Origin of the sequence: Candidatus Acidulodesulfobacterium ferriphilum, assembly GCA_004195035.1 — a bacterium.
In the GTDB taxonomy this organism is placed as follows: Bacteria; SZUA-79; SZUA-79; order Acidulodesulfobacterales; family Acidulodesulfobacteraceae; genus Acidulodesulfobacterium; species Acidulodesulfobacterium ferriphilum.
This window is the reverse complement of sequence record SGBD01000001.1, coordinates 725,844-742,129: the sequence shown is the minus strand read 5'-3', so window position 1 is coordinate 742,129 and position 16,286 is coordinate 725,844. Positions and strand designations below refer to the sequence as shown.

17 protein-coding genes are annotated in these 16,286 nt (G+C 38.0%); 13 read left to right on the top strand and 4 right to left on the bottom strand.

The genetic code is table 11. The features are described 5' to 3' along the window. Positions 1 to 50: 50 nt before the first annotated feature. Positions 51 to 1,325, bottom strand: a complete 1,275-nt coding sequence (locus EVJ47_03790; protein RZD15403.1) for an MFS transporter — start codon at positions 1,323 to 1,325, stop codon at positions 51 to 53. Positions 1,326 to 1,444: 119 nt separating this feature from the next. On the opposite strand from EVJ47_03790, the gene EVJ47_03785 reads away from it, so the two are divergent. The 12 genes from EVJ47_03785 to EVJ47_03730 all read left to right on the top strand — a co-directional run bounded on the left by EVJ47_03785 (position 1,445) and on the right by EVJ47_03730 (position 11,078). Beyond that, positions 1,445 to 2,458: a cation transporter gene (locus tag EVJ47_03785; protein RZD15402.1), complete on the top strand. Its 1,014-nt coding sequence runs from the start codon at positions 1,445 to 1,447 to the stop codon at positions 2,456 to 2,458. 82 nt (positions 2,459 to 2,540) lie between these two features. After that, complete coding sequence (locus EVJ47_03780) at positions 2,541 to 3,380, top strand: fumarate hydratase (protein ID RZD15401.1); 840 nt, start codon at positions 2,541 to 2,543, stop codon at positions 3,378 to 3,380. 113 nt (positions 3,381 to 3,493) lie between these two features. Beyond that, positions 3,494 to 4,063, top strand: a complete 570-nt coding sequence (locus EVJ47_03775) for a Fe-S-containing hydro-lyase (protein RZD15400.1) — start codon at positions 3,494 to 3,496, stop codon at positions 4,061 to 4,063. Positions 4,064 to 4,237: 174 nt separating this feature from the next. Further along, entirely contained in the window at positions 4,238 to 5,401 is a 1,164-nt protein-coding gene (locus EVJ47_03770) for an ADP-forming succinate--CoA ligase subunit beta (GenBank protein ID RZD15399.1), read from the top strand. A 66-nt stretch (positions 5,402 to 5,467) separates the two neighbouring features. Beyond that, positions 5,468 to 6,343, top strand: a complete 876-nt coding sequence (gene sucD / locus EVJ47_03765) for a succinate--CoA ligase subunit alpha (protein ID RZD15398.1) — start codon at positions 5,468 to 5,470, stop codon at positions 6,341 to 6,343. A gap of 223 nt (positions 6,344 to 6,566) precedes the next feature. Beyond that, positions 6,567 to 6,740 carry a 4Fe-4S dicluster domain-containing protein gene (locus tag EVJ47_03760; GenBank protein RZD15558.1) on the top strand — a complete coding sequence of 58 codons (174 nt, stop codon included), beginning with the start codon at positions 6,567 to 6,569 and terminating at the stop codon, positions 6,738 to 6,740. A 40-nt stretch (positions 6,741 to 6,780) separates the two neighbouring features. Continuing rightward, positions 6,781 to 7,917 (top strand): 2-oxoacid:acceptor oxidoreductase subunit alpha, encoded by a 1,137-nt coding sequence (locus EVJ47_03755; GenBank protein RZD15397.1) that lies wholly within the window; start codon positions 6,781 to 6,783, stop codon positions 7,915 to 7,917. Between the two features lie 72 nt (positions 7,918 to 7,989). Then, positions 7,990 to 8,817: a 2-oxoacid:ferredoxin oxidoreductase subunit beta gene (locus EVJ47_03750; protein RZD15396.1), complete on the top strand. Its 828-nt coding sequence runs from the start codon at positions 7,990 to 7,992 to the stop codon at positions 8,815 to 8,817. Positions 8,818 to 8,859: 42 nt separating this feature from the next. After that, entirely contained in the window at positions 8,860 to 9,414 is a 555-nt protein-coding gene (locus EVJ47_03745) for a 2-oxoacid:ferredoxin oxidoreductase subunit gamma (GenBank protein ID RZD15395.1), read from the top strand. Positions 9,415 to 9,526: 112 nt separating this feature from the next. After that, the gene (locus tag EVJ47_03740; protein ID RZD15557.1) at positions 9,527 to 9,940 is read left to right on the top strand and encodes a nucleoside-diphosphate kinase; all 414 of its coding nucleotides are present in this window, start codon (positions 9,527 to 9,529) and stop codon (positions 9,938 to 9,940) included. A 29-nt stretch (positions 9,941 to 9,969) separates the two neighbouring features. Further along, positions 9,970 to 10,608: an endonuclease III gene (gene nth / locus EVJ47_03735; GenBank protein ID RZD15394.1), complete on the top strand. Its 639-nt coding sequence runs from the start codon at positions 9,970 to 9,972 to the stop codon at positions 10,606 to 10,608. Between the two features lie 47 nt (positions 10,609 to 10,655). Next, a complete protein-coding gene (locus EVJ47_03730) occupies positions 10,656 to 11,078 on the top strand; it encodes a hypothetical protein (GenBank protein RZD15393.1) in 423 nt (140 codons plus the stop codon). Positions 11,079 to 11,085: 7 nt separating this feature from the next. Here EVJ47_03730 and EVJ47_03725 read toward each other — a convergent pair whose 3' ends face one another. Next, the gene (locus tag EVJ47_03725; GenBank protein RZD15392.1) at positions 11,086 to 11,718 is read right to left on the bottom strand and encodes a radical SAM protein; all 633 of its coding nucleotides are present in this window, start codon (positions 11,716 to 11,718) and stop codon (positions 11,086 to 11,088) included. 233 nt (positions 11,719 to 11,951) lie between these two features. Here EVJ47_03725 and EVJ47_03720 point away from each other — a divergent pair, with 233 nt between their 5' ends. Continuing rightward, the gene (locus tag EVJ47_03720) at positions 11,952 to 12,311 is read left to right on the top strand and encodes a TatA/E family twin arginine-targeting protein translocase (GenBank protein RZD15391.1); all 360 of its coding nucleotides are present in this window, start codon (positions 11,952 to 11,954) and stop codon (positions 12,309 to 12,311) included. Between the two features lie 25 nt (positions 12,312 to 12,336). On the opposite strand, the gene gyrB is transcribed toward EVJ47_03720, so the two are convergent. Both gyrB and EVJ47_03710 read right to left on the bottom strand, forming a co-directional pair. Continuing rightward, complete coding sequence (gene gyrB / locus EVJ47_03715) at positions 12,337 to 14,835, bottom strand: DNA topoisomerase (ATP-hydrolyzing) subunit B (protein ID RZD15390.1); 2,499 nt, start codon at positions 14,833 to 14,835, stop codon at positions 12,337 to 12,339. A 23-nt stretch (positions 14,836 to 14,858) separates the two neighbouring features. Continuing rightward, the gene (locus EVJ47_03710) at positions 14,859 to 16,121 is read right to left on the bottom strand and encodes a DNA polymerase III subunit beta (protein ID RZD15389.1); all 1,263 of its coding nucleotides are present in this window, start codon (positions 16,119 to 16,121) and stop codon (positions 14,859 to 14,861) included. Between the last annotated feature and the right edge of the window lie 165 nt (positions 16,122 to 16,286).

The window sequence follows — 16,286 nt, the reverse complement described above, 5'->3', positions numbered from 1 at the left end:
TTGCGTGCAAAATCCGCGGTTGACGGCATCTGTTGCCAAGGTACAAAATATTATGCATACTGCCCGTCTTTAATTAAGCCGGATATCGCGAAAGAAAGCATCATTACAAACCCGAATAATACAAATATCCAGTGCAGGGCAAACCTTTGAGCAATGACGCCGCCAATCGGAGCGGCAACGGAACCTATTCCGAAGCCCGCAAAGAAAAATATCCCGTAAGCTGTCGCTCTATACTTCTCATGAGCATTTTGGCTTATCATAAGGTTTGAGATAGGATTCAGGGAAAAATTAAATGCCGAAAATGCCAGAATAGATATAAAAAGTAAAATATTATGGGTAAAACCGGATATTAAAAGAAATATGCCGCTCACTAATATTAATAAGGAAAAAACTTTGTTCGGTTTGTAATTTTTTGTGATTCTCGTGCTGTTATACTGGAAAATTACCCCTACGATAAGCGCAATCGTAACGAAAAACCCGCCTGCGGCAGCTGCCTGATTATGAAAAAACAGGTAGTTTTTTAATTCAATCCCGACATAAGCGGGCAAAAATGAAAAAACCCCCTGAAACACAAATCCGTTTAAAAATTCGGCAATAAAAATTAAAATTAAATTAAAATGGAAAAATTCTTTAACAAAATCATTTATCGCAATCTTAATTTTACTATTCCTTTTCCCCTTTACATTTTTATTATAATCGAATTTATTAGCATAGGCATGGCCATCTTTATCCTTATCTTTATCTTTATCTTTTAAACTATTAATATTAGCATCGTTGACATCTATTTTTAATAAATATGATAAAATAAAAAGCAATAAAAATATAATGCCGAGTATTAAATACGGAAAATTATACCCGAAAAAATAGCCCAGCATTCCGGCAAAGCCTGCGCTTAAAGCCACGCCAAGCGTCCCCGCGATACCGTGAATTGCAAATGCCCTCAGCTTATCGCTCCCGATAAAAGACATCATGCTTAAGCCCACGGGATGATAAATACTGCCGACAAACCCGATAAAAATAACGGAAACGGCAAAAACATAGAAATTACCTGAAACGGCGGCCATAAAAGAAAAAACGGCCATCCCCAGCAGATAAATTCTTAAAATACGTTTCTTATTAATATTATCGGCTATAAAACCGATAGGCAAAGAACCCGCGCCGAACAAAAAAAGATATATCCCCGCAACGGCTCCAAGCGTTTCATAGTTTGCATGAAATCTATCTTTAATAAGTATTAAAATTGCCGGATATGTAAGTATGGCGACATGGCAAAAAAAATGTGAAAGGCTCAAAAGCGTTATCGTTTCTTTTTCTTTTTTTTCCATTATTTTTAGTATTATACATTATTTTAAACACGCTTATCAATTTGGAAAATTAAATTAATTTTAAAATAATCATATAATATGCTATAATTTTACCTATTATCGGGGGATATTTTATTATTATGGAAGATATAGTAAAAATAAAATCAGGCGAATTTACCTTGCATACCCGTAACGGGCATGCGGAACATCACCGTCCGCACGATGATAATGCCCATTCCCATTCGCTAAATTTAAACGGCGAGGCCTTTAGATCCGAAAAAAACTTAAAAATAGCCTTTCTGCTTACTATTTTTATACTGATTACGGAATTTAGCGGAGCGGTAATATCGAAAAGTATGGCGTTATACTCGGATTCCGGCCATATTTTAGTCGATGCGTCATCGCTTCTTCTGGCATGGTTTGCCCAAATGCAGGTAAGAAAAACGCCCACCGAAAAAAATACATACGGCTACCACAGAATGGGAATACTTGCGGCGCTTTTTAATTCGTCTTTACTTTTAGTGATATCTTTGATATTGATTTATGAAAGTTATTTAAGGCTTGTTCATCCGGAAACGGTTAATTCGGGCATTATGATTATTTTCCCTTTAATAAGCCTTGTTATAAATATCATAATAGGCATTAGAATCCATAAAGATATTCATAGCAATTTAAATCTTAAAAGCTCTTTTTTCCATATACTTGGGGATTCCTTAATTTCAATAGCGATTATAGCCGCCGGAATAATTATTTATTTTACAAAATTTTATTACATTGACCCTATAATAAGTTTAATAGTCTCCCCGATTATTGCGATAGGCGCATTCTCCGTCATAAACGAAACCATAAATATATTGTTGGAAGGAGTACCGAAAGAGATTGATTTTGAAAAGGTAAAGGAAGAAATACTTAAAACGCGGGGGGTAAAAAATGTTCATGACCTCCATATATGGAGCATGTCAAAATCTTTTAAGCTATTAAGCGCGCATATTCTTGTCGAGGAAACCGTCGTTAAATCATCCGACATATGCTGTATTATCGATAACATTCAGGATGCGCTCGAAGAAAAATTCAATATAAATCATGTTGTCATTCAGCCCGAATTTAATGCCTGCGATATGACAAACAGTTTTTGCGTTCATCAAAATTTATAATCACGGTTTATTTTTTACTTGAAATTATTTTTTAAATGTGTAAAATAGTTATAACATTGAATTCAAAGGGAATATTTTATTGATGAGGTTTATAACATCCGAAGAAATATCAAACACCGTTAAAAATTTAATTATTAATTCAAGCGTCAGCTTGCCCGAAGATACCTACAAAGGCCTTAAGCAGGCTTTTGAAAAAGAAATTTCCGAATCCGGAAAAACCGTACTGCGCCAGATACTGTTAAACGCGGAGGTCGCAAAAACCGAAAATAAGCCTCTATGCCAGGATACGGGACTTGCCGTTTTCTTTGTGGAAATCGGGATAGATGTTGCGGTTAAAGGCAGAAACTTAACGGATGCTATAAACGAGGGCACAAGGCGGGGGTACTCCGAAGGATTTTTAAGAAAATCTACATGCGACCCTTTAACAAGGAAGAACATAGGAGACAATACGCCTGCGATAATACATTATGAGTTTACGAACGGGGATAAACTTAAAATAATGTACGCGGCAAAGGGCGGGGGAAGCGAAAATATGAGCGGAATTAAGATGATGCGTCCCTCGGACGGAAAAGACGGCATTATGGATTTTGTCGTTCAAATAATGCAGGCGGCGGGACCAAACCCCTGTCCTCCCAACATTATCGGGGTCGGCATAGGCGGCAATTTTGAAAGGTCTGCCATTCTTGCAAAAAAATCCCTTTTTAGAAAATTGGGAGAGAAAAACAACGATCAAGAATTAGATGAAATGGAAAAAATAATATTGGAAAGGATAAATAACATCGGAACGGGTCCGATGGGTTTTGGCGGGATTTGCACGGCTCTCGGGGTTCATATAATTAAAGAACCGTGCCATATTGCAAGCCTTCCCGTTGCCGTTAATATCGAATGCCATTCGCACAGGCATGCCGAAATAACAATATAAATTATCAATTTATCTCATTAATTTACTATATTTCCGTATTATCCCTGTTTTCGAATTATTATTAATTTATTAATTAACTATTGCAACATTATTATAATATAATTCTAAGCAAAATGAGCGTTAAAAAAATAACTACGCCCCTGTCAGACGACACGGTATTAAGCCTGAAAACGGGCGACGAGGTTTTAATAAGCGGGGTAATTTATACCGCAAGGGATCAGGCTCACTTTAGATTGATTAAATTAATAGAGGAAAATAAGCCTCTGCCGTTTGACATTCAAGGGCAGATTATTTACTATGTCGGACCAACCCCTGAAAAACCGGGCGAGGTTATCGGCGCGGCAGGACCGACCACAAGTTACAGGATGGATAAGTACGCCCCCGCATTAATGAAGCTTGGCTTAAAGGGCATGATAGGCAAAGGCAAAAGATCCAATGAAGTGAAAGAAGCGATCCGAAAATACGGGGCAGTGTATTTCGGCGCTATCGGCGGAGCAGGGGCTTTAATTTCTAAATCAATAAAATCCAATAAGGTTATCGCATACGAAGACCTTTTGTCCGAAGCCGTCCGCGAGCTTATAGTCGAAGATTTTCCGGCTATCGTCGTAAACGATGTATATGGGGGAGACCTGTACGAAGAAGGCAGAAAACGATATGAAAACAAATATAGCATTGCAATATAAAATATTCACGCAAAATGAATTCTTGCCTTCGCAGATATTCCCGTCTGCGTTTATCAAAGCATGTCTTTGATGCAGACGGGAATGACAATAGATTTTAATCTGGAGTGCATTAAGCTTTGATAACGATTAAATAAATTAAATAAAATTAAAAACTTATAAACGGACATTATTACTATGGATATTCATGAATATCAGGCAAAGGAAATTTTAAATAATCACAACATTAAAACCCTCAGGTCTATCTTGTGCCGTAACGGTGAAGAGGCATATAAGGCATATCAAACATTATCCTCCCCCGTCTGTGCCGTAAAAGCGCAGGTTCATGCAGGAGGGAGAGGCAAGGCGGGCGGCGTTAAAATTGCAAAATCTGCCGTCGAAACCAAATCTATTGCCGAGAAAATGATCGGCATGACACTGGTTACCGCTCAAACGGGCAAAGAGGGCAAAATAGTCAGAAAGGTTCTTATAGAGGAAGGCGCCGAAATAATTAAAGAGTTTTACCTGTCCCTTACGATAGATAGAAAAACCGCGTCCATTGCCTTTGTTCTCAGCGCGGAAGGCGGCACGGAAATAGAGGAGGTTTCCAAAAACACGCCCGAAAAAATTTTAACCGTCTCGATAAACCAGTGTCATGGCTTGAAATCCTTTCATGTACTTAAGATGCTTTTATTCCTCGGCATTGAAAAAACCCTTTACAACGATTTTTCTAACCTTGTAAATCTCTTATACGATTCCTTTATTAAAGAAGATATGTCTATGCTCGAGATTAACCCTTTAATACTGACGGGGGCTAACGCATTTATTCCATTGGATGCAAAAATCATATTAGACGATAATGCATCTATAAGGCATCCTTATTTTAACGACTTTATCGACGAGGATGAGGAAGAGCCACTGGAAGTCATGGCAAAAAGCGTCGGGCTTAACTACATTAAATTAAGCGGAAATGTCGGATGCATGGTAAACGGTGCGGGACTTGCCATGGCTACGATGGATACGATTAAGGAGTTTGGCGCAATGCCTGCCAATTTTTTAGATGTGGGCGGAACCGCCGATACTAAAAGAGTTGAAACGGCATTCAATATCCTTTTATCCGATAAAAATGTCAAGGGAATATTTATAAATATATTCGGCGGAATCGTCAAATGCGATATGGTTGCGGAAGGGGTTGTCGCCGCAGCCAAAAATATCGGGTTAAAACTGCCCGTAGTCGTCAGGCTCGAGGGCACGAACGCCGACATTGCCGCTAAAATAATAGAAAGTTCGGGAATGAATTTTATAGTCGGGGAAAGCCTCGCAGACGGCGCAAAAAAGATTTCGGATATCGTAAACGGCTAATTTGAAATTATAAAGTATAAAATATAAAGTATAAAAATACAAAATAAATATTAAGGGTATCAAAATATGAGCATTCTTGTAAATAAAAATACCAATGTTCTGGTTCAGGGAATTACGGGCAAGGAGGGGTCGTTTCATACCCTGAAGTGCCTTGAATACGGCACAAATATCGTTGCAGGCGTTACTCCTTTCAAAGGCAAAACACTGTTTAACAATTCCGTGCCTGTTTACAATACGATCGACGAAGCCAAAAAAGAGCACAGGATCGACGCTACTATGGTTTTTGTCCCCGCAGGTTTTGCGGCTTCGAGCATAATCGAGGCGGTAGAGTCTGAAATTCCGCTCATTGTTTGTATAACCGAAGGGATACCCGTAATGGATATGCTAAATGTTAAAGATGCTTTAAACTGTTCGGAATCTATAATGATTGGCCCCAACTGCCCCGGAATTATTACCGCGGATGAGTGTAAAATCGGCATTATGCCCGGGTTTATTCATAAAAAGGGTAAAATCGGGGTTTTGTCGAGAAGCGGAACCCTGACATATGAAGCGGTAAATCAGCTCACAAAAGCAGGGCTTGGCGAAACCACCTGCATAGGTATCGGGGGCGACCCTATAATAGGCTCTCCTTTTATAACCTTTTTAAAGATGTTCGAAAATGATAGCGAAACAAAAGCCGTTGTTATGATCGGGGAAATCGGCGGAACGTCCGAAGAGGAAGCGTCGGAATTCGTCAAAAAAAATATGAAAAAACCCGTCATAGGTTTTATTGCGGGAAAAACCGCTCCTGCTGGCAAAAGAATGGGGCATGCGGGCGCAATAATCTCCGGCGGCGTAGGCACGGCATCTGCAAAACTTAAAACAATGGAAAAAAACGGGGTTTTTATTGCCGATAATCCGTCCATTATTGCCGAAACCGTAAAAAAGGCTTTAAATTTGTAGAATTAATGCTGCTTGTATTTTTAATTAATTAACATTTTTGTAGGAGGCTAATGTGCCTGAAAAAGAGAACAAAAACTTGAATAGCCAAACGGTAACCCTCACGAACTATAATGTATGCGAGGGCATAGAAATCGAAGATCAGCGCAGCTCAACCGAAATCAAAACAAAAAACAGCCTTACCGTTAAGGAAGTCTCGGGGACGGGCAAAAAGGGCGCCGTTAAAATCGACATTATCGTCAATTACTGCAAGGGGTGTGAAATTTGCGTCGCTTTCTGTCCCGAACAGGTTCTTGTTATGAATAAAGAGGTGGCGGAAGTTGTGGATATTTCCAAATGCACTAAATGCAATATTTGCGAATATCTGTGTCCGGACTTTTCGATTAGCGTGGAAGGATAAGATAAATAATCTAGTCAGTAACGGAGGAATAAGATAAAAAATGACTAAAAACATAAAACTTATGCAAGGGAATGAAGCAATTGCCGAAGGCGCTGTTATAGCCGGGTGCGATTTTTTTGCGGGTTACCCTATAACGCCGTCTTCGGAAGTAGCAGAGATTTTATCGAGCAAACTTCCGAAAATCGGGAGAGTATTTCTTCAAATGGAAGATGAAATTGCCGCTTTAGGCGCCGTCCTTGGGGCGGCGCTGGGCGGCGCAAAAGCTATCACGGCATCATCGGGGCCCGGAATTTCTTTAAAACAGGAGCACATCGGATATGCCTCGATGTGCGAAATTCCCTGTGTTATTATAAATGTTATGCGGGGCGGACCTTCCACGGGCTTGCCGACGCTTCCTGCCCAGGGCGATGTTATGCAGGCAAAATGGGGAACGCACGGGGACCATGCTATTATAGCCATTACTCCTTCAAGCGTCAACGAATCGCTTTATGAAACTATCCGCGCATTTAATCTGGCTGTAAAATATAGAACCCCCGTCCTTATTTTAACCGATGAAATCATCGGGCATATGAGAGAAAAAGTTGTTATTCCCGATAAAAACGATGTCGAGATAATAGATGTCAAATTACCCGGCGTCCCGCCCGAAAAGTATAACCCGTATAACTACACGAGCGGAAAAGTGACCCCTTTAGCGCCGATGGGCGAAGGATACCGCTATCATGTTACGGGGCTGATCCACGGAGAAACCGGCTTCCCGTCCCAAAAAACCGATGTCATCCAAAACGCTCAAAACTGGCTTATGGACAAGATTTATAAAAATATCAAGGATATTGAAAAGTTCGAGGAGTTTCAAACAGAGGATGCCGATATACTTTTGGTAGCTTACGGTTCAACCTCCCGCTCCTCCCGGCAGGCTATCAGGATGGCAAGAAGCGCAGGCATAAAGGCGGGCATGTTCAGGCCTATTACGATATGGCCGTTTCCCGATGAACAGGTTTCTAAACTTTCTAAGAAAATAAAAAAGATATTGGTTCCCGAAATGAATATGGGTCAAATTATTTTTGAGGTGCAAAGAAATGCCTGCGGCTCGTCGGTTTATGGTTTAAATGTGGTCAGCGGCGAACCTATCACGCCCGATCAGATATATGAAAAGATTAAAGAGATTTCAAAAATATAATTATACAATTTATTAATTATTAATTTAAAATTAGGCTGCCTTGATTTAATCTTAATTTACGGGAGATACAAAATGATAAAAACAAAATTCGATTATAATAAATATTTGCGAAAAAACACATTGCCTCATATATGGTGCCCGGGATGCGGAGACGGAATTATTTTAAAAGCGCTCTTAAGAGCAATCGACAAGTCCGGCTATTCCAAGGACGAGGTAGTCATTACATCCGGCATAGGGTGCGCTTCGAGGCTTCCGGGTTATGTCGATTTCAACACGATACATACAACCCACGGAAGGGCATTGACATTTGCTATCGGGATAAAAATGTACAAGCCGAGACTCAAAGTCATTACGATTTCCGGAGACGGCGATGCTCTTGCTATCGGAGGAAATCACTTTATACATGCCGCGAGAAGAAATATAGACATGACTTTAATCGTTTTTAACAACTACACCTACGGAATGACAGGCGGGCAGTATTCCCCCACTCAGCCTTTAGACAGCTATTCGACTACGACGCCCTTCGGAAATATCGAACCGCCGTTCGATGTCTGCAATCTGGCTCAAGCCGCCGGCGCGACATGGGTCGGGAGATCCACCTCTTACCACGCAGTTCAACTTGAAAAGTTTATGGTTGACGCATTGAATCATACCGGTTTTTCCGTCCTCGATGTCATCACTAACTGCCATATTTCTTACGGAAGGAGAAATAAAATGAAATCCCCTGTAGAAATGATTAAATATCAAAAGGAAAAGGCGGTTCCTGCAAGGTCTGCAGAAAATATGACGCCGGAAGATTTGGCAGGCAGGTTTAAAACAGGCATTTTATTCGAAAAAAAAGATATGCCCGAATTTTGCGGGGAATATTACAAAAAATTAGAAACGATAAAAATAAAATAATAATTTTAATAATTTTACAAAAACAAAAGGGGATAACTTAATATGAGTGACAGGACTGAGTTTAGATTTGCGGGTTCCGGCGGTCAGGGTTTAATCCTTGCAGGCATTATACTGGCAGATGCGGCTGCGATATACGAAAACAAAAATGCCGTTCAAACCCAATCTTACGGCCCCGAAGCGAGGGGCGGTTCCAGCAAATCCGAGGTTATTATATCGGATAGCCCTATCGAATACCCGAAGGCAACAATGGTTGACTATATGGTTGCCTTAACGCAGGAGTCTTTTACCAAGTATATCAAGGATGTTAAAGATAACGGCATCGTAATTGCCGATAAAGAACTTGTGGCGGATTTTTCAAATGCTAAGGGCAAACTTTATGTTATCGATATGGTTAAATCCGCAAGGGAGGAACTGGGAAAGCTTTTAGGATTAAATATTATTGCGCTGGGCGTTCTCGTTGAACTCTCCGGCATAGTTTCTCACGAGTCGATTGAGCAGGCATTGATGAAAAGGGTGCCTAAGGGTTTTGAAGATTATAACAAAAAAGCTATAGAAATCGGTTTCAGGCTTGCAAAAGAAATTAAGAATAACAAATAGATAACAGGGTAAACTCTGGATTCCTGCTTCCTTCGGAATGACAGTGGATTTGCAAAAGAAACTAAAAACAATAAATAATAAATAATATTAAAATAAAGAGGTACATTAAATGATAGAGCGGACACTTTCCATTATAAAACCGGATGGCGTGAAAAACGGGTTAACGGGAAATATTATTAGATTATTCGAGGAAAACGGCTTTGAGATAAAGGCCATAAAAAAGGTCCATCTTTCGAAAAGCGAAGCGGAAGGGTTTTACTATGTCCATAAAGAACGTCCCTTTTTTAACAGCTTAGTTTCTTTTATGACGGAAGGGCCTGTCGTCCTTATCGTATTATCCGCTGAAAATGCTATTCTAAAAAATCGTGAGTTAATGGGGGCAACAAACCCGAAAGACGCAAAGGAAGGAACTATAAGAAAAATGTATGCCGAAAGCATTGAAAGAAATGTGGTGCACGGCTCCGACTCTTTGGAATCCGCAAAATTCGAAATTCCATATTTCTTTAATGTATTCGAGATATTATAATTATATATTATATCTAAATGCTTAATTCTATGTTTGCAAAAAAGAATATAGGCGGTATAGTAAAACTTTTTGAAAAAAATTACGGAGAACTAAAGCCCTTTTTAAAATTCAACAACGCCTTTCAGCTTTTAATAGCAGTGGTTCTTTCTGCCCAATGTACCGATAAACGGGTTAATATAATTACCGCAGATTTGTTTAAACGCTACATTAAACCGTCAGACCTCGCCAAAAAAAATTTAAAAGATTTTGAAGAAGAGATTAAAACCTGCGGCATGTATCACAACAAGGCAAAAAACCTTATAGAAGCCTCTAAAATACTTACCGAAAATTTCAATAACGAAGTTCCCAAGGATTTCGATTCGTTAGTCAGCCTTCCGGGAGTCGGAAGAAAATCCGCCAATGTAATACTCGGCACTTACTTCAATGAAGAACGGTTTCCGGTAGATACCCATGTATTCAGGGTTGCAAATCGAATCGGGCTTGTGAGCCAGAAAACCCCCGAAAAAACAGAGGACGACCTTACCGCAATAATTCCTCCGAATCTCTGGATGAAAATGCACCGCTGGCTTATTTATCACGGCAGAACTTACTGCATTGCCAAAAATCCGAAATGCGCCGATTGCTTTCTGAAAGGCTATTGCCTTTATTATAAGTCTAAAAATTTGTGATATTAATCATAAAAATTAAAAGATTAAATTGATATAATAACCTCCAAATGAGTCCAGTAATAAGATACTTTACCATAGCCTCTTTATTATACTTAATTATCGGGGCGGGTCTCGGCTTAGTTATGGCAATTTATCCTCCGTGGGTTAACTATTTGCTTTTAGCCCATGTTCATTTTCTTTTGTTAGGATTCATCGCTATGATGATATATTCCGTGGGTTATCATGTTTTGCCCCGTTTCAGCGGCTTTAAACTTTATAGCGAAATACTCGTAACGGTTCAATTTTACCTTACCAATATAGGATTAATCGGTATGGCTTTTACATGGATTATTTCAGAAGACGGGTCTTCCGGATTTTATTCTATTTCAGCCCTTAGCTTTTTTGCCTTAATGGAGTTTTCGGGTATCTGTATTTTTGTTTTTAATAATATTATGACATTATCGGGCAAGGGTGGAAGGATGATGCCGTAAACCGGGTTTATTTTAATTGCAGAACTTTGTGAAGCTGTATCCCCAGCCTGACATTCAATTCATCTTTTAATATTTTTAATGCCAGATCTTTCGAAGGCATAGCGGCAAAGGCCGCGGAGAATATAATTTTTGATGTTTTTATCAAGTTATTTTTTAAAAAATCTTTAGCAAAGGCATAATCATCTTCCGTTCCTATAACAAATTTCAGCTCATCCGTTGCAGTAATATAATCTAAATTTTTATAATTATTCTTATGGGAAAAACCGCTTGAAGGACATTTTATATCGACAATTTTGACAACATGCCCGGGAACGCTTTTTAAGTCTATTGACCCGTTGGTTTCTAATAATACCGTATAATTTAATTTTATCAATTCATCGAATAATCCATAAACGGCTTCCTGAATTAAGGGTTCGCCGCCGGTAATCTCCACAAGCCTTATTTTTCCGCCTATCTTACTTAAATCATTAACAATTTCGCTTACGGATAGTTTTCTGGAATTTTCGGTCGTTAAAGCCTCTTCGGTATCGCAATAAGAACATTTAAGGTTGCAGCCCGCAAGCCTGACGAACTTACACGGATAACCGGCAAAGGAAGATTCGCCCTGAATACTGTAGAAAATATCGTTTACGAATAACATTTCAGTCCTTTCACCCAAATCCAGATTTAGAAACTATTTTAGATATTCCAATGTTAAGTAAATCTGGATTCCCGCTTTCGCGGGAATGACACCAGTTGGGTAAAAAGTAAAATTCCGTTATTGTCATTCCTGCGTAGGCAGGAATCCATTAAATAAATTTCTAAATCAGGATTTGGGTTCCATTTGAATATTTTAATAAATTATTATATAATTTTCTATAGAGGAAATAAAAAATGTTTGGAATAGGAACGCCAGAAATACTTATTATTATCGTAGTTGCTCTATTAATATTCGGTCCCACGAAACTTCCGGAACTTGGCAAAACTCTCGGTAAGGGACTCAGGGAGTTTAAAAAAGCATCTTCGGATTTAAAAGATCAAATTAATCCTTTGAATAACGAAGAGCAACCGCAGGCGGAATCCCCAAACCTGATTTCCGGCGAAAAGACGGCAGGCAAAAAGAAACGGCAGGCAAAAAGAAAACCGGGCAAAGCGTCAAAAACCCGCTCAAAAAAACCTGTGCAAACGACAACAGCCAAAACAATCCCAACGAAAAGGTCGAAGGCTAAAAGCGATAAACAAAAACCGGAGTAAATAAAAACGCGTCCCTTCTTTAAAGCTAAATATCCAAATTTACCACATTAAGGGCGTTGTCTTCAATAAACTTACGCCTCGGCTCAACCTTATCGCCCATCAGAATGTCAAACATTCCATCTGCCTCCACAAGGTCGTTTATATTAACCTTTCTTAATGTCCTCGTCTCTTTGTTCATAGTTGTTTGCCAGAGTTGCTCCGGGTTCATTTCTCCAAGACCTTTATATCTTTGAATGGAAATATTTTGGGGAATTTTTGATTTAATAATGTCATAAAATCCATCAGGATTTTTTATTTCAAACTTTCTGGATTCTACTACAACAACCAAATTGGAAAAATCTAAGGATTTTATCTCTTTGTCCAAATTATAAATTGTTTTGTAGTCGATGGAGTCTAAAAACTTTTTATCGATATAAGTAAGGGGATTAAAGTTATCGTATTGAATTGATACTTTAAAATAGTCTTCAAAATCGGCATCGCCTGTGACGCTTATATTGCAATTCAGGCTTTGAAAATCATTAATTAACATGGCTAATTTGCCTGAATATTTTGGGCCGAGGGATGCCCCCTGCTCTTTGGCAATCAATAGATCGTTTGCGATAAAATCGCCGTTTATTAAGTATTCCGCTATCTTTTTATTTATATGGATTTTACTTAATTTATCGATTAAACTCTTGTAAGCTTTTATTTTATTAATCGCATCTTTAATCCATTTTTTATCTAAAATATGTTCTTTGTTCGAACCTTCCGGCTTTCTATAAACACTTAAAGAATTAAGGGACTCGTTTAAGAGATATTCGTCTAGGGATTCCTCATCTTTAAGATAATGTTCGCCGTTACCCTTTTTAATCCTGTAAAGCGGCGGTAAAGCGATATAAAGATAACTGTTTTCTATAACTTCTTTCATATATCTGTAAAAAAAAGTAAGCAGCAATGCCCTGATGTGCGATCCATCGACATCGGCATCGGTCATTATGATTATCTTATGGTATCTCAGTTTTTCTAAATTAAAAAAACTTTCTTCTTTTTTAGAACCGGAGGTGATTCCGCCGCCTAAGGCGGTAATTAATATTTTTATCTCTTCTGAACCCAGCATTTTTTCAAGTCTGGCTTTTTCGACATTTAATATCTTTCCTTTTAAGGGTAGTATAGCTTGATATTTCCTATCCCGCCCCTGTTTGGCGCTGCCGCCTGCCGAGTCCCCTTCTACTATATATATTTCGCACTGTGAAGGGTCTTTTTCCTGGCAATCGGCTAATTTTCCGGGTAAAGATGAAAAATCTAATAAACTTTTCCTCCTGACAAGTTCCTTTGCTTTTCTTGCAGCTTCTCTTGCCCTTGAGGCATCTAATGCTTTTTCCACTATTATTTTTGCAACAGGGGGATTTTCGTCAAAAAATTCGGCAAGCTTTTCATTTACAAGGGATTCAACGACACCTTTAACGAAGCTATTGCCGAGTTTAGTTTTAGTTTGGCCTTCAAACTGGGGATTGGGCATTTTAACGCTTATAACGGCGATTAAACCCTCTCTTACATCATCGCCTGAAATTTGAATAACTTCGTTGCGTTTGCCGCCTCTATCTTTGAAATTAGCTAAATTTGCCGTGTAATAATTATTTATAACCCTTGTTAAAGCGGATTTAAAACCTACTAAATGCGTCCCTCCTTCCTTTGTGTTGATATTGTTTACATACGAATATAATATTTCGGAATAGCCGTCGTTATATTGAAGGGAGATTTCCGTTATAACATCGTCTTTTTTTGCCGATATTAAAATCGGTTCTTTTATAATGACGCTTTTATTCTGATTTATATATTCGACAAAAGATTTAATGCCGCCGTCATACTTAAAGTCATGTGATTTATTATTGATTTCGTCTATAATATTTATATGTATGCCTGCATTTAAAAAGGCAAGCTCCCTTAGTCTGTTTGATAATATATCAAAATCAAAGCTGTTAACCTCCATAATCTCGTCATCGGGTGAAAAGGTTATGGATGTTCCTCTTTTTGTGGTCTTTTCACATTGTTCAAGTTTGCCGAGCGGGACGCCTTTGCTATAACTTTGCCTATAAACATAACCGTCTCTGTATATTTCCATATCCAATCTTTTCGATAAAGCGTTCACGACGGAGATGCCGACGCCGTGAAGACCGCCGGATACTTTATATGATTTTTTATCAAACTTGCCTCCGGCATGAAGTACGGTAAGAACAACCTGTGCCGCGGAAACACCCTGGGGTTCGTGAATATCCACAGGAATCCCTCTTCCGTCATCTTCTACGGTAATACTGCCGTTAATGTTGATGCGGACATATATATTTTTACAATAGCCGGCCAATGCTTCGTCGATGCTGTTATCCACAACCTCGTAAACTAAATGGTGAAGTCCTTCTATGCCGGTTGAACCTATATACATTCCGGGTATCTTTCTAACGGCCTCCAATCCTTCCAAAACTTGAATATCGGAACCCTTATAGGTTCCGGTATTATCTTTATATAAATTTTTTTCGTTTTCGCTCATTAATTACCCCATTTTTTAATATATTAATATCTCATAGGCATAAATACGCCTATAATTTCCATTATTTTATCACCGCTTTCGTTATCACCCGTGAAGGGTTCAACAACAAAAGGGGTGTAAATCGTGTTAAATTTGACTTTTATATTTTCCTCCATAATATTTAAGATAAAATCCATAATATACCTTGAATTTAATTTAATACTTATGGGTTCGCCGCTATATTTAATATCTAATTCGTCGCTTGCCTCTCCAACGCTTGTATTTACCGTTTTAATTAATAAATTATTATCGCTGAAACTTAGTTCTATAGAATGGCTTTTTTCCTCGGCTAATAAAGAAACCCTTTTAATCGAATTAAAAAAATTCTTAGTATTTATTATCGATGTCTTATAATTATCTTTAGGTATTACGGTTTGATAGTCAGGAAATTTTCCTTCGATTAATCTGGATATAAGCTCGGTACCCTTTATAGGAATATCTGCGCTACCCAAATCTTTAAGGGGTTTTGTCGGACCTTCGGCAGGGAGCGGAGCGGTAAATTTTCCTGTAAAATTAAAAAATATATTATTTGAATTTATTGAAATATTAACCGAATCAGATTTATCCAACTTTAAAATCTCGGCTAAAACCTTTTTAGGTATTATCACTCCATTTTTTAATAAATCATAAATACCTTCATTTGTTTTACCGCTATAAATAATTTCCGCTTGAGCTAAAGCTAATCTATGCCCATCGGTTGCAACTAATCTGAGATAATTCTGTCCGTTTAAATTAACCAAAACAAAATATACGCCCGTAAGATTTCTCTTTGTCTCTTCGTTCGCCGCTGTGGAAAATATAACATTATTAATAAGTTTCTTTAATATTTTAAAATCGATATTAAAATTATCTTCCGATTTAAAATCAACAATCGTCGGATAATCTATGGCGGGCACCGTTGTTAATTTAAAAACCGTTTTTTTATAGCTGATAGTAACAATCCCTGAATCGTTTTCTTTAAAACTTATAACAATGCCGTCTTCATTTTTACTTTCAGGAAATTCTCTTACGATGCCGTAAGTTTTTTTTGAATTTACGGCAACCTTGCCTTCGGAGATAACTTCCGCTTTGCAGTATGTTATAATGCTAATTTCTAAATCCGTTGCGCTTATTTTAATAGAATCTTTTCCTATATTTTCTATTAAAAGATTGGAAAGAATAGGCAGGGTTCCTTTTCTTTCGGATGCCCCTTGAACTATAAATAAGCAATTTAAAAAACTCTCCTTTTTAATTTTAAAATTTAACATTTTTTAATTTTCCTATTATTATTATTAATTTAATAATATTTTAAAAACCTAATAGTAATAGTGGTGTTTAATCTGTTTATAACTCTATAACTATTTAGAATTATTAAATAATATATTGTTTAATAGTATGTGTAATTTTCATGCCTTTTCTAAAAAACATTGTTT

Bases quoted from the DNA above. Each gene is read 5' to 3' on its own strand.
- EVJ47_03790 (RZD15403.1), bottom strand. From the start codon at position 1,325: ATGGAAAAAAAAGAAAAAGAAACGATAACGCTTTTGAGCCTTTCACAT.
- EVJ47_03785 (RZD15402.1), top strand. From the start codon at position 1,445: ATGGAAGATATAGTAAAAATAAAATCAGGCGAATTTACCTTGCATACC.
- EVJ47_03780 (RZD15401.1), top strand. From the start codon at position 2,541: ATGAGGTTTATAACATCCGAAGAAATATCAAACACCGTTAAAAATTTA.
- EVJ47_03775 (RZD15400.1), top strand. From the start codon at position 3,494: ATGAGCGTTAAAAAAATAACTACGCCCCTGTCAGACGACACGGTATTA.
- EVJ47_03770 (RZD15399.1), top strand. From the start codon at position 4,238: ATGGATATTCATGAATATCAGGCAAAGGAAATTTTAAATAATCACAAC.
- sucD (RZD15398.1), top strand. From the start codon at position 5,468: ATGAGCATTCTTGTAAATAAAAATACCAATGTTCTGGTTCAGGGAATT.
- EVJ47_03755 (RZD15397.1), top strand. From the start codon at position 6,781: ATGACTAAAAACATAAAACTTATGCAAGGGAATGAAGCAATTGCCGAA.
- EVJ47_03750 (RZD15396.1), top strand. From the start codon at position 7,990: ATGATAAAAACAAAATTCGATTATAATAAATATTTGCGAAAAAACACA.
- EVJ47_03745 (RZD15395.1), top strand. From the start codon at position 8,860: ATGAGTGACAGGACTGAGTTTAGATTTGCGGGTTCCGGCGGTCAGGGT.
- nth (RZD15394.1), top strand. From the start codon at position 9,970: ATGTTTGCAAAAAAGAATATAGGCGGTATAGTAAAACTTTTTGAAAAA.
- EVJ47_03730 (RZD15393.1), top strand. From the start codon at position 10,656: ATGAGTCCAGTAATAAGATACTTTACCATAGCCTCTTTATTATACTTA.
- EVJ47_03725 (RZD15392.1), bottom strand. From the start codon at position 11,718: ATGTTATTCGTAAACGATATTTTCTACAGTATTCAGGGCGAATCTTCC.
- EVJ47_03720 (RZD15391.1), top strand. From the start codon at position 11,952: ATGTTTGGAATAGGAACGCCAGAAATACTTATTATTATCGTAGTTGCT.
- gyrB (RZD15390.1), bottom strand. From the start codon at position 14,835: ATGAGCGAAAACGAAAAAAATTTATATAAAGATAATACCGGAACCTAT.
- EVJ47_03710 (RZD15389.1), bottom strand. From the start codon at position 16,121: ATGTTAAATTTTAAAATTAAAAAGGAGAGTTTTTTAAATTGCTTATTT.